12 protein-coding genes are annotated in these 12,009 nt (G+C 67.2%); 6 read left to right on the plus strand and 6 right to left on the minus strand.

The genetic code is table 11. From position 1 onward, the window contains the following. Position 1 precedes the first annotated feature (1 nt). The 3 genes from M3I53_RS25315 to M3I53_RS25325 all read left to right on the plus strand — a co-directional run bounded on the left by M3I53_RS25315 (position 2) and on the right by M3I53_RS25325 (position 3,895). Positions 2 to 2,797 carry an Hsp70 family protein gene (locus M3I53_RS25315; RefSeq protein ID WP_254318575.1) on the plus strand — a complete coding sequence of 932 codons (2,796 nt, stop codon included), beginning with the start codon at positions 2 to 4 and terminating at the stop codon, positions 2,795 to 2,797. 95 nt (positions 2,798 to 2,892) lie between these two features. Beyond that, positions 2,893 to 3,603, plus strand: a complete 711-nt coding sequence (locus M3I53_RS25320; protein WP_254318576.1) for a YceH family protein — start codon at positions 2,893 to 2,895, stop codon at positions 3,601 to 3,603. A gap of 64 nt (positions 3,604 to 3,667) precedes the next feature. Beyond that, positions 3,668 to 3,895, plus strand: a complete 228-nt coding sequence (locus M3I53_RS25325; RefSeq protein WP_254318577.1) for a hypothetical protein — start codon at positions 3,668 to 3,670, stop codon at positions 3,893 to 3,895. A 4-nt stretch (positions 3,896 to 3,899) separates the two neighbouring features. Here the strand turns inward: M3I53_RS25325 and M3I53_RS25330 are convergent, their stop codons facing one another. The 3 genes from M3I53_RS25330 to M3I53_RS25340 all read right to left on the minus strand — a co-directional run bounded on the left by M3I53_RS25330 (position 3,900) and on the right by M3I53_RS25340 (position 6,485). After that, on the minus strand, positions 3,900 to 4,754 hold the full coding sequence (locus M3I53_RS25330; RefSeq protein ID WP_254318578.1) for an alpha/beta fold hydrolase: 855 nt from the start codon (positions 4,752 to 4,754) through the stop codon (positions 3,900 to 3,902). A 246-nt stretch (positions 4,755 to 5,000) separates the two neighbouring features. Beyond that, on the minus strand, positions 5,001 to 5,387 hold the full coding sequence (locus M3I53_RS25335; RefSeq protein WP_254318579.1) for an SgcJ/EcaC family oxidoreductase: 387 nt from the start codon (positions 5,385 to 5,387) through the stop codon (positions 5,001 to 5,003). Positions 5,388 to 5,441: 54 nt separating this feature from the next. Further along, a complete protein-coding gene (locus M3I53_RS25340) occupies positions 5,442 to 6,485 on the minus strand; it encodes a D-cysteine desulfhydrase family protein (RefSeq protein WP_254318580.1) in 1,044 nt (347 codons plus the stop codon). Positions 6,486 to 6,705: 220 nt separating this feature from the next. On the opposite strand from M3I53_RS25340, the gene M3I53_RS25345 reads away from it, so the two are divergent. From M3I53_RS25345 to ubiM, 3 genes are all read left to right on the plus strand, one after another. Continuing rightward, positions 6,706 to 6,915: a hypothetical protein gene (locus M3I53_RS25345; RefSeq protein WP_254318581.1), complete on the plus strand. Its 210-nt coding sequence runs from the start codon at positions 6,706 to 6,708 to the stop codon at positions 6,913 to 6,915. Between the two features lie 272 nt (positions 6,916 to 7,187). Then, positions 7,188 to 7,628: a hemerythrin domain-containing protein gene (locus M3I53_RS25350; protein WP_302057838.1), complete on the plus strand. Its 441-nt coding sequence runs from the start codon at positions 7,188 to 7,190 to the stop codon at positions 7,626 to 7,628. Positions 7,629 to 7,651: 23 nt separating this feature from the next. Continuing rightward, positions 7,652 to 8,848, plus strand: coding sequence for a 5-demethoxyubiquinol-8 5-hydroxylase UbiM (ubiM, locus tag M3I53_RS25355; RefSeq protein WP_254318583.1), 1,197 nt, complete (start codon positions 7,652 to 7,654; stop codon positions 8,846 to 8,848). A gap of 2 nt (positions 8,849 to 8,850) precedes the next feature. Here ubiM and M3I53_RS25360 read toward each other — a convergent pair whose 3' ends face one another. From M3I53_RS25360 to M3I53_RS25370, 3 genes are all read right to left on the minus strand, one after another. Further along, positions 8,851 to 10,098 (minus strand): glycosyltransferase, encoded by a 1,248-nt coding sequence (locus tag M3I53_RS25360; RefSeq protein ID WP_254318584.1) that lies wholly within the window; start codon positions 10,096 to 10,098, stop codon positions 8,851 to 8,853. Beyond that, positions 10,095 to 10,778, minus strand: coding sequence for a TetR/AcrR family transcriptional regulator (locus tag M3I53_RS25365; RefSeq protein WP_254318585.1), 684 nt, complete (start codon positions 10,776 to 10,778; stop codon positions 10,095 to 10,097). Before M3I53_RS25365 ends, M3I53_RS25360 begins: the two co-directional genes overlap by 4 nt. Before the next feature lie 78 nt (positions 10,779 to 10,856). Beyond that, a complete protein-coding gene (locus tag M3I53_RS25370; RefSeq protein WP_254318586.1) occupies positions 10,857 to 11,846 on the minus strand; it encodes a hypothetical protein in 990 nt (329 codons plus the stop codon). Between the last annotated feature and the right edge of the window lie 163 nt (positions 11,847 to 12,009).

Genomic DNA, 12,009 nt, shown 5'->3' on the forward strand with positions numbered 1-12,009 from the left:
GATGAAGCCATACGTCGTCGGCATCGACCTGGGGACGAGCAATACCGTCGTGGCGTACGTGGAGGCAGGCGGCGACGCCATCCGCGTGTTCGACGTGGAGCAGCTCACCGGCCTCGGGGAAGTGGGCGCGGAAAAGATGCTGCCTTCCGCGCGTTATCACCCGGCGGCGGGCGAGCTTGCGGCGGGCGATCTGCGCTTGCCGTGGAGCGCGCCTTCACCGGGCGACGACGCCGTCATCGGTCGACTCGCGCGCGCGCTCGGCGCGCAGGTGCCCGGCCGGCTCGTCGCGAGCGCGAAAAGCTGGCTCTCGCACGCCGCGGTGGACCGCCTCGCGCCGATCCTGCCGTGGGGCGCGCCCGACGACGTCGCCAAGGTCTCGCCGGTGACCGCGAGCGCGAGCTATCTCGCGCACGTGCGCGCCGCGTGGAACCATCGTTTCCCGCATGCGCCGCTCGAAGATCAGGACGTGGTGCTCACCGTGCCCGCCTCGTTCGACGACGGCGCGCGTGCGCTCACGCTCGAAGCGGCGCGCATGGCGAAATTGCCCGCGCTGCGTCTGCTCGAAGAACCGCAGGCCGCTTTCTACGACTGGCTGTACCACCATCGCGCGGCGCTCGACGCGGAGCTGGGCGCGTCGCGCCTCGTGCTCGTGTGCGACGTGGGCGGCGGCACGACCGACCTCACGCTCATCAAGGTGCAGTTCGAGGGCGGCGAGCCGCAGCTCACGCGCATTGGCGTGGGCAATCATCTGATGCTCGGCGGCGACAACATGGATCTCGCGCTCGCGCATCTGGCCGAAAGCCGGCTCGCGAACGCGCAAACGCGCCTGAGCGCCGCGAGCCTTTCGCAGCTCGTGGAGCGCTGCCGCGTCGCTAAGGAGCAGTTGCTCGACGCGAGCGCGCCCGAATCCGTGCCGATCACCCTGCTCGGCGCGGGTGCGCGTCTGGTGGGCGGCGCGCGCACCACGCAGCTCGGCCGCGAGGAAGTCGCGCAGATCGTGGTGGACGGCTTCTTCCCTATGGGCACTGCCAGCGACCTGCCGCGCCGCTCGCGCGCGGCGATCGTCGAGTTCGGCTTGCCCTATGCCGCCGATCCGGCCATCACGCGCCATATCGCGGCGTTCTTGCAGCGCTTCGCGGCGCGGTCGCGCGAGGCGCTTGGGTCTCCTGGTGCTGCCGGTGAACCGGAAGCCGCGCTGCCCATGCCCGACGCGCTGCTGCTCAACGGCGGCGTGTTCCGCGCCCGCTCGCTTGCGCAGCGTCTGGCCGATACGCTAGGCACGTGGCGCGGCGCGCCGCTCAACGTACTGCAGAACGATCAGCCCGACGTGGCCGTCGCACGCGGCGCGGTCGCCTATGCGCTTGCGCGGGCCGGCAACGCGCCGCGCATTGGCGGCGGCTCGCCGCGCAGCTACTTTCTCGTGCTCGACGAAGGCGCGGCAGCCGATGCCGCTGCGCGCGGCGTGTGCGTCCTGCCGCGCGGCACGGAGGAGGGCCGCGAACTGCATCTGGACGACCGCACGTTCGCACTGCAGCTGGGCCAGCCCGTGCAGTTCCACCTCGCATCGACGGTGGCAAATACCGCGTGGCAACCCGGCGAGTTGGCCGACCTCGCGGCGGCCGACTTCGTGCGCCTGCCGCCGCTCGCGGCCGTCGTGCCCGCAGGCGGCGATGCAAAGACGGCGCGCGAGCGTCCCGTGAAGCTCACGACCGCGCTCACCGAAGTCGGCACGCTGGAGATGCACTGCATCGCCACTGACGACGCCTCGCAGCGCTGGCTGCTCGAATTCGCGCTGCGCCGTGCGGAGCACGAGGGCGGTGCAGGGGGTGGGAGCGGCGAGTCGCGCCATGCGGGCCTCGACGAAGCCATCGAGTCGATCGAACGCGTGTTCGGCGCGCGCTCCGCCAAGATCGACGCGAAGGAAGTGAAGCGCTTGCGCGCGCATCTGGAAGAGCGGCTCGGGCCGCGCCAGAACTGGGACGGCCCGCTGCTGCGCGAGCTGTTCGGCGCGCTCTGGGAACGCGCGGGCAAGCGCCGGCGCTCCGCCGATCACGAACGCCTGTGGCTGAACCTTGCGGGCTTCTGCGTGCGTCCGGGCTTCGGCTATCCGCTGGACGAATGGCGCGTCGAGCAGCTCTGGACGCTGTTCGACGACGGCATCCAGTTCGTGGGCGAAGGCCAGGTGTGGTCGGAGTGGTGGACGCTCTGGCGGCGCGCGGCGGGCGGCCTGAACGAGGCGCAGCAGCACGAGGTGCTGGAGGCGATGACGTACCTCGAAGAGGCGGCCGGCGCGAAGCGCCACAAGCTGCCCTTCGACACCGCGAAGCTCGGCGTGCCGGACATGATCCGGCTCTATGCGTCGCTCGAGCAGATTGCGGCCGAGCGCAAGATCGAGATCGGCGAGCGGCTGTTGCAGCGGCTGCAGAAGCCTACCGAGAATCATCAGACGTGGTGGGCCGTGGGCCGCATCGGCGCGCGCCAGCCGTTCTACGGCAGCGCGCACGGCGTGGTGCCGCCGCACACCGCCGCGCTTTGGCTCGACGCGATTCTCGCGCTCGACTGGAAGAAGATCGAACCGGCGATGTTCGCCGCCGCGCAAATCGCGCGCATGACCGGCGACCGTTCGCGCGACCTGCCCATCGAGTTGCGCGAGACCGTTGTGCGCCGGATGGAGTCGGCGAACGCGCCGCCTGCGTGGGTGACGATGGTGCGCGAGGTCGTCGCGCTCGACACGGCGGACACGGGCCGGGTATTCGGCGAGGCGCTCCCGGCGGGGCTGAAGCTGATCGCGGGCTGATCGCTGGCCGAGCGGCGCGTGACTTCTGCGGGAAGCCCGGCGCGCGTATGATCGAACGCCTGATTCCAACCGAAACACAGCGGACTGATCTGCCCATGAATTCTCCTGCCGATGCTTCCTCGCCGCGCGCCTTGCGCGCGCTCTCGCCGATCGAGGCGCGTATCGTCGGCGTGCTGGTCGAAAAGCAGCACACGGTGCCCGACACTTATCCGCTCTCGCTCAACGCGCTCACGCTCGGCTGCAACCAGAAGACCGCGCGCACCCCGGTCATGAACGTGAGCGAAGCCGATGTGCTGGCCGCCATCGAAGACCTCAAACTGCTGAGCCTCGTGTTCGAAGCTAGCAGCAGCCGCGTGCCGCGCTTCGAGCACAACCTGAACCGCGTGCTCGGCGTGCCGAGCCAGGCCGTGGCGCTCCTGACCGTGCTGCTGCTGCGCGGCGCGCAGACGGCGGCGGAATTGCGCCTGAACTCGTCGCGCCTGCACGGATTCGCCGATGTCTCGTCGGTCGAAGGCTTCCTCGAAGAACTGGCCGAACGCGAGCCGCCGCTCGTCGTGAAGCTGCCGCGCGCGCCGGGCGAGCGCGAAAGCCGCTGGATGCATTTGCTGTGCGGCGAGGTCAACACGGCGAGTTTCGTCGCTGCGGGGACCATCGCGCCAGGAGCGCGCGAGGAGGCCGGCGAGAGCGTCTCGCTCGCGGACTTCGAGGCGGTGCGCGCCGAACAGCAGCGCCTCGCTGACGAAGTCGCACGCCTGCAAACGCTCGTCGCGCGCATGGCCGCCGAGCTAGGCATGTCGCTCGACTGAGTACGGTCACGCCGCCGTCGCGCCATGGACGCCGCCGCCCTCCTCCGCCCAGCGTCTGCGCCGGGTGCGCGACCTGCCGTGTCCGCGCGGCTTGCCGCTCATCGGCAATCTGCATCAACTGAACGCGCCCAAGCTGCATCGCGTGCTCGAACAGTGGGCGCAGGAACCTTCGACGATCGAGGAAATCACGGCGTTCGCGATGGTGCCGAACCGCATGCCGGTGCGGCTGGAATTGCGGCCAACGGTTGAGTCGCCTCGACCACAGGCGACATATCAACCGGGCCGTGACTAAAGTCTCATCCTTGCGTGATGAAGGTATGGACGTGAGTGTTGAAGAGGTCGGGGTGCGTACCGTTCATGCCGTGCGTGGCGCCCTTGATCGTGACGCGCCGTGCGAACTCGATCCACTCGTCCAGCGCTTCGACGTTGTTGCGGAACATGAGCGGGCTGCGCTGACCGTCGATCAGCAGCGTGCGGCACTTGATCTCGCCGGCGGCGCGCGGCGCATACGGCGGCAGCGGGTCCTGCAACTGCTTGGGCAGCGTCGTGGCGTTGGCGATGGCCATCTGGCGAAACGCCGCCGAGCCTTTCTTCCAGGCGCCGGGCACGCTCACGGAGTCGACGAACAATTCGAGTCCCGCTTCGACTTCGCCGGCATGGATGAGGTTGGCCGCGCGCGTGCGCAGCGCGTTGGTGGCGGGGGGCAGCGCGGCTTCGTCGTCGTCCACGCGCGAGAGCGGGCCGCCCGGGTCGGCCAGCACCAGCGTGCGTACGAGGCGCGGATAGCGGCGCGCCAGATGCCATGCAACGCAGCCGCCCCGCGAATGACCCACGAGGTGCACCGATTCGAGACCCAGCGCGGCGATGAAATCGGCCAGCTCGCTCACGTGGCTCTCCCAGCCGAAATCGCCCTGGATGCAGGCGTCCGCCGCGGGCCAGTAGTGGCTCAGGCTCGGCGCGATGCAGCGGAAATGCTCCGACAGCCCGTTGAGCTGCGGCATCCAGTAGCGGTAATCGCAGAGCGATCCGTGGACGAACAGCAGCGGCTCGCCATCGCCGCGCTCGAGGAACGGCAGGGCAATGCCCGAGTGCAACGTAGCGTACGACAGGTCGGGCGCAGCAAGTAGGCAGGGATCGATGCGTTGGTTCAAGGAGTGGCTCCGAGCGTATGGGCGTCACTTTGCCGCAACCGAACGATTAAGGGAAACTCAATAAACTGAAGGAATCGATAAGCTTTTCTGATTCTAAAAAGGGGCGCAACGCGGCGAGGCCTGTCGCGCGGGGCTGTTCTCTTTCAGCGGTGAAAGCAAGCGGGTGCGCTCGCGCCGCCGGCGGCCTGGAGCGCGGCGGCAGGATCGTGGTTTGTCGCGGCGCCGACCGCGTTCGCGGCGGGGGATTTACGCCTTCGGCGCCACGAGATTGGCGTCACGCGCGAGCAGCCAGCGTCCGCTCGCGTCCTTGCGCACCAGCGTGAGCGTGTAACCTGCACGCTGTATGGGCTGGGGCGCGCCCGGCGGCGTGATCGAGATGTCGATGCGATTGCGCAGAAAGGCCCAATCGCCCAGCACCTGAAGTTCCACGATCTCAGCCGTGCCCTCTATGCGCATGTCTTGCTGCGCTTGCGAGGCCGCCGCGAACTCGGCCTTGCCGAACGGCTCCTGGCCGGGCACCGTGAACACCACGTCGTCGGTCATCAGGCTCAGGACTTTGGCCGTGTCGCCGGCGCGGCTGGCCTCCATCCAGGTTTGCACCAGCTCTCGAATGGCACGTTCGTCATCGGTCATCGTGGACTCCCTCGTCGTTCAGTTCGACGATTCTAGAATGCGGCGCGCGACGCATCAGAATGCACTGCGATAAGCAAACAGACCCGGCAAGCCGCCGGTCATGATGAACAGGACGTTCTCGCCGCGTGCAAGGCGCCCCGATCGCGCGGCGTGCACGAGACCCGCGAATGCCTTGCCGCCGTACACGGGGTCGATAAGCAGGCCTTCTTTCGAAGCGACGAGCCGCACGGTTTCGCGCATCGCGTCGGTGGGAATGCCGTAGCCTTCGCCGAGCTGGGCTTCGTCGATCACGATCGAGCGGCCCTCGATGCGCCGCGCCGGATCGATCAGTTCGAGCGTCTTGCCGGCCTTTTCGAGCGTTGCGGCGTGGGCCTGCTCAACCTTCGCCAGGACGGTATACGCGAGCACGAGACTCGGATCGATACCCAGCGCCGCAAAGCCTGCGGCGAGCCCCGCATGCATGCCGCCGCTGCCATTGGGGACGATGACGCGCGCAAAGCTCAATCCCTGCGAGCAGGCCTGCGTCATGATCTCCGCCGCGCACGCCGCATAGCCCAGACATCCCACCGGGCTCGACCCGCCCAGCGGGCAGACGTAGACCTTGCGGCCCTGTGCGCGCAACTCGTCGGCGCGCGCCTGGGCGAACTCCTGGGCGTTGGCCGTGCCGGGCAGGTCGTGCACGTGTGCGCCGAGCAGGTCGTCGAGCAGGATGTTGCCGTTCTGCAGATACTCGAAGTCGTCGCGCGGCACGGCCCGTGTAAGCACGAGTTCACACTGCAAGCCTGCTTGCGCCGCCGCAGCCGCCGTCAAGCGCGCATGGTTCGACTGGCGCGGGCCTACAGTGATGATGGTGTCCGCGCCCGCAGCCAGCGCTTCGCCCACCAGGAATTCCAGCTTGCGCAGCTTGTTGCCGCCGCCGCCGAGGCCGGTTAGATCGTCGCGCTTGACATAGACATTCACGCCCCCAAGTTCGTCGCTTAGACGCGGCAATGCCTGGATCGGCGTTGGCCCTTCCAGCAGTGCGCGGCGGGCATGCCGCGAAAGATCGAGCTGATACGGGGACGCGGCATGCGTCGCGGCATTCGTTACGGTAGTCATCGGGCTCTCGCTGTCTCGAAGTTTGGGATAGGCGCGTTGCTGGCGGCATTTACGTTTGCCGAGCGGCGAATAATAACCAGGGTAATTCTCGAATAATGCGCAACGCCTCAGGGTTCTCACGTCCACGTAATTCCGTATTGCGTCGCAGCAAGGAGATTTTTAGACTGATTCTTATCCAGGCAATCGTCGGAGACGATATTCCCACTACGGGAGGCTTCACATGAATATTTTTCAATCGCCGAGCCAACCATCGAGTCCGAGGCTGCACGTATTCGAACAGGAAGGCGGCTGGCACTGGGGTATCACCATAGAGCGTTCGGCAGGCGGCGGGTTCAAGGTCATCGCGTACAGCGAGAAGACGTTCCACGCCGAAGACGAAGCACAATCCGACGGCGACCGCGCCCTCGTCAATCTCGCCGAACTAGTTTGAGCCGCGCGCTGCGCGGCTTCGTGTTTTCGCGTCTGCGGCACCTTTCTTCGCATCCTTCCACGTTTGCGGCCCGCGCTCCCCGCGCTGCGCCGGAATCGATGTTTCTTTTCGTCTGATCGCTGTGCCTGCACGCGCTCAGCCGCGTCCATCGGCCTCACTGACCATCGTGCGACGTTTGCTAAAAATCAGCGCGAAATTCCACGCGCCTCGGTATCTTGGAAAATTGCCCGAGAGGGCTTTTCAGACCGTTCCTGAGCGCAGTCACTCCCTTCATGCATTTTCCCGCGCCGCGCACTTCACCAACACTCGCACCCGAGCTGCAGCTGGGCGAACCCATGACCGATACGATGCATGCCGAATTCGTCGCGCTCCTCGACGCGCTCGCGCGCGCGAGCGACGAAACCTGGCTCGGCGCGTTCGACGCGTGGGCGGCGCATACGAAGCAGCATTTCGCGCGCGAAGAAGCGTGGATGGAGGAAATGAACTTTAGTCCGCGCCATTGCCATGGGAGCCAGCATCGGCACGTGCTCAACGTGGCCGGCGAGGTGCGCAGGCAAGTTGCCGACGAGGGGCGCTTCGACACGGGGCGGCAACTGGTGGGCGAACTGCTTGAATGGTTCGCCTGGCACGTGAAGTCGATGGACGCGCTGATGGTCGAAGCACAGCGCGAACGCAGCATCGCGAAGGCCGATCACGTCCACCAGGTTGTTTGAGTCACATTCCAATCGTTGGATTCATGCAAGCAGATATCGTAATCGTGGGCGCCGGGCCGGTGGGGCTGTGTCTTGCGCGCTCGCTCAGTGGCGTTGGCCTCAAGCTCATCATGGTCGAGCAGCAGAGCCTTGCCGACATCAGCGAGCCGCAGTTCGACGGGCGCGAGATCGCGCTGACCCAGAAGTCGGTGCGCGCGATGCGCAGGTTCGGGCTTTGGGATCTCATCGACCCGCACGCGCGTGCGCCGCTTCGCAGCGCCAGAGTGTTCAATGGTCCCTCGCCGGGTGCGCTCGAGATCGGGCACGACCTGAGCCGCCACACGGAACTGGGCTGGCTCGTCTCCAATCACCTGATTCGCAAGGCCGCCTACGAGGCGCTGCGGCAAAGCACAGCGGAGCATGGCGACGTGACGCTGCTTGCGGCGCAAAAGGTCAGCGCTGTGAAAGCCGATGACGCTCTGGCGAGCGTGGCACTGGAGAGCGGCGAGACGCTCTCGGCGAAGTTGATCGTCGCTGCGGACAGCCGCTTCTCGTCCACGCGCAAGATGATGGGCATTTCCGCCGACATGCACGATTTCGGCAAGGCGATGCTGGTTTGCCGCATGACGCACGAAGCGCCTCACGAGCACGCAGCGTGGGAATGGTTCGGCTACGATCAGACGCTGGCGTTGCTGCCGATGAACGCGGAGCGCTCGACGAACGCGCATCAGTCGTCGGTCGTACTCACGCTGCCCGTGGGCCACGTGAACGAGATCGCCGCGCTTGCGCCCGACGCATTCGCGCGCCATATCGAGGATCGTTTCATGCACAGGCTGGGCGCGATGAGGCTGGCGAGCACGCGGCATGTGTATCCGCTCGTGGCCGTCTATCCGGAGCGCTTCGTCGGAAAACGCTTCGCGGCCGTGGGCGACGCCGCGGTGGGCATGCATCCGGTGACCGCGCATGGGTTCAATTTCGGTCTGCTCGGCGTGGAAACCTTAGGTAACCGAATCATCGAGGCGCACAAAAGCGGCTTCGATATCGCGGCTCCCTCGGTCTTGCAGCGCTATGAAACCCAGCACCGCCGCGCGACCCGGCCGCTCTTTCTCGCGACCCGGTTCATCACCGACGTCTATACGAACAACACCGCGCCCGCGAAACTGGCACGCGACTTTATGCTGCGCGCGGCTTCGAAACTAGTGCCGTTCAGGAAAGCCATCGCAGCTTCGCTGACCGGCTGACTTCACGCGCCCTCGCGCACATCCACCGCGACAATGCGCTCGAGGGCGGCCACCGCGTTCGCCACGCCATTCTCCGCACGCATCGTTTCGCCCAGGGCGCGGGCGCGGCGTCGCACTGTTTCGCTGGCGGCGAAGTCCAGTGCGTTCGCGAACGCGCGGGCAGTGGGCTTGCGTCCGTCGACTGCCGGCGGGGCCACGCCCGCCTGGCGCAGACGCTCCGCCCAGAAGAACTGGTCGCCCGCGAACGGCGTCACGATGGAAGGCACCCCTGCACGTGTTGCGGAGTGCGAAGTACCCGAGCCGCCATGATGAATCACGGCGGCGGTGCGCGGGAGCACCCAGTCGTGCGGCGTGTCGCCGACGACGAAAAAGTTTTCAGGAAGCCCCTTCGGATCGATGCCGCTCCAGCCCGGGTAGAAGAGTGCGCGCCGGCCCTGCATCGCTTCGATGAGGGCATTGAGCAGCCGCGCATTGTCGAAGCCCGTCATGCTGCCAAAGCCGATGTAGACGGGCGCGTCTCCCTCGGCGAGAAAGCGCGTCAGCGCAGCGGGTGGCGTCCATGCCGGACTCGGCGCCAGCCACTGTCCGCAGAGATGAGCGTTGCCGGGCCAGTCGGCAGGCGCGGCGAGCAGGCCTCGCGAGACGCCATAAACCATCGGGTGGTCTTTCCATACCGCCTTGCGCGGCGGCAGGCCGAGCATTGCGCGTGCCGCGTTGGTCCTGTCGCGGAACGCCTTCCAGAGCAGGCCGTTCACCAGGCCGTGGCTGGCGCGGTTGAGCGCGCGCGGCACCCACCTGGGCGGCAAGAACGGCGAGGGAAAGGCCGCCGTCGGCGTGATCGGGATCATGCCCGAGCCGATGCCTTTCGCGCCGAGATACTCCGCCGCGGAAAGCCCGACGAACGCGGCCAGCCCGGCAACCAGAATCGCATCGCAACCCTCGCCCGCCTCGACGATGGTGCGCATCCACGACTGCGCGTTTTCGTTAGCGATCTTCGCGAGCGCGCGTGCGGTCTCGTTGAAGCCGCCACCCTTCGCGACGACGCCCGCGATCGCGCGGTCCGGGCGAAGCATGCCGCGAATGTCGCCGGCCAGCGCCGTGGCCGGCACGCCCAGTGCGTGGGCGCTGCCAAGCGTCGCTGCATCGGCGAGCAGGCGCGCTTCGTGCCCGGCGTCCATCAAGCCGCGGCACAGCGCGGCGAACGGGCGCGCATCGCCTTCAGTGCCGTAGGTCGCGATCAGTAGCTTCATGGGACCTTTCTCCTCGATTTCAGCGCGGCCTTCCGGGGTGCGGTTCTGGCCGCTTGCGCGGGAAGTGCTGAGCCATGCAGGAACAAATCGACCGCAGCGGCAAACTCCTTGCGCAGCTTCAGGCGCGGTTCGGCGAGCCAGCGCAGCATGGCGCCGAGGTAGAGGTGGTGGAACGAGAGGGCGAGCCGCGCCGCATCGAGATCGTCGCGCAGTTCGCCTTGCACCTGCGCGCGGCGGACGAGCCAGGCAAAGGTATCGGCGATGTCGCCGAGCTGCTCGCTGTCCCGCGACGGCGAAGGCTCCATGCCGATGCCGAGAAAGCGAAATCGCAGGTAAGGCGCGAGATAGTCTGGGTGCGCCTCGCACCAGCTCGCGGAATGATCGAGCACGAGCCGCGCGCCCGCGGCGAAGCCCGGAGTATGTTCGAGCCTGGCGTGCAGCGCCGCGAGATTCGCCGCCAGTTCTAGATGCAGCCAATGGGCGAGCACCGCCTCTTTCACCGGAAAATGGTTGTACAGCGTGCCCTTGGCCACGTCCGCGGCGGCGGCGATCTGCTCCATGGTCACCGGTTCGTAACCGTGAGCTTCGAAGAGCGCGGCAGCGGTTCGCGCGAGATGTTCCAGGGTCTGCAGACGTTTGCGGTCGCGGCGGCCTGGGGGAGCGGGCGTGGGCGGGGACATGCGGACGATAATATTGAACGAAGTTCAATATTATTCATCGTTCACAAATCGTCTGCAAGTACTGCTTGAGGGGGTGGATCAGTGATGCCAGAAGAGGGGATCCTGGCGAGAGCGGCTGTCGCCTGCCTGGGCATACTGGCTCTCCCAGGGCCATGTACGGCCATTGCGCTTGCCGGCGGCCGGCCGGTGCGCGGTGGTGGCGAGCGTGAGCAGGTGCCTCGCTTCGCGGCTTGATGCGTCGACTTCCATCGCGTGCCCGGCGTCTTGCCGCACACAGGCCCATTGGCGCTCGTGCTCGCATTGCCGCGCCTCGCCGATCAACGCGTCGCGCCGCTGCTCGCGCGCGACGAGGTCGGCCTGGAGCTGCTGCGCTTCAGGGTTGCCGGGCTCCACGGCGAGCGCACTCGTGAGCGCCCTGCGTGCGGGCCAGAGGTTGTTCTTGTCGAGATTCAGACGCGCGCTGGCCAGATTGCTCGTGACGTCGGGATGCGCACTCGCATAGCGCGGCGCGGCGGCCGGTCGTGAGACGGTCGGCGCATTCTCCTGGGCGACGTGGCGCTGGGCCGCGTTCGCTCGCGGCAGGACGGTGGGCCGCCGGTCAGGCAGCGCGGCGAGGGTGCCCATAGTGCCCCGTCCGTCTTGTATGCCCTTCGACCCGATCACGGACCCCACGACCACCTGTGCGCCGAGCTTCGGCTCCCATTCGCTGCGATGCAGGAACGCAAGGCCGGCGAGCGCGATCGCGAGCGCGCCGAAACCCGCCCAGACATAGCGCGCCAGCCGCTTGGGCTCGGCGACGTGTTCCTCGTCGATCGAAGGGTACTCGCCGTCGTAGGCTCGATCGCCGCCAAGGGCGCCCGGCAGGGCGCCCAGGTTCGTACGCAGGCGCCCGGCTGCCCCGTGCGCGCGTTCGTCCGGCAGGCCTTCGCTCGCGGCTGCGATACGGGCGGCAGCGGCCTGTTGATTCGCTCCGCATTGGGGGCAGAGTGCGAGCGGCGCATTGAACCTGGTCCCGCAGTAGGGGCACTCCGACGGATCGTAATCGTCGTGACCAGGGGCGTTGAGCATGGGAGGAGCGCGCTTTTCGCTTCGATTGACGAATTGCCGCAAAATCGGTGCCTGATTTACGCACTCATTCGAATATGGGCCACTTCGCGGCGAAGATCAATCGGCGGATTCCGCCAGTTTGGCGGATACGGACAGTCGAAGCGCCGGCGAGTGGCGCCCGGCC

It is taken from the genome of Paraburkholderia sp. CNPSo 3272 (assembly GCF_024206495.1).
Classification (GTDB): Bacteria; Pseudomonadota; Gammaproteobacteria; order Burkholderiales; family Burkholderiaceae; genus Paraburkholderia.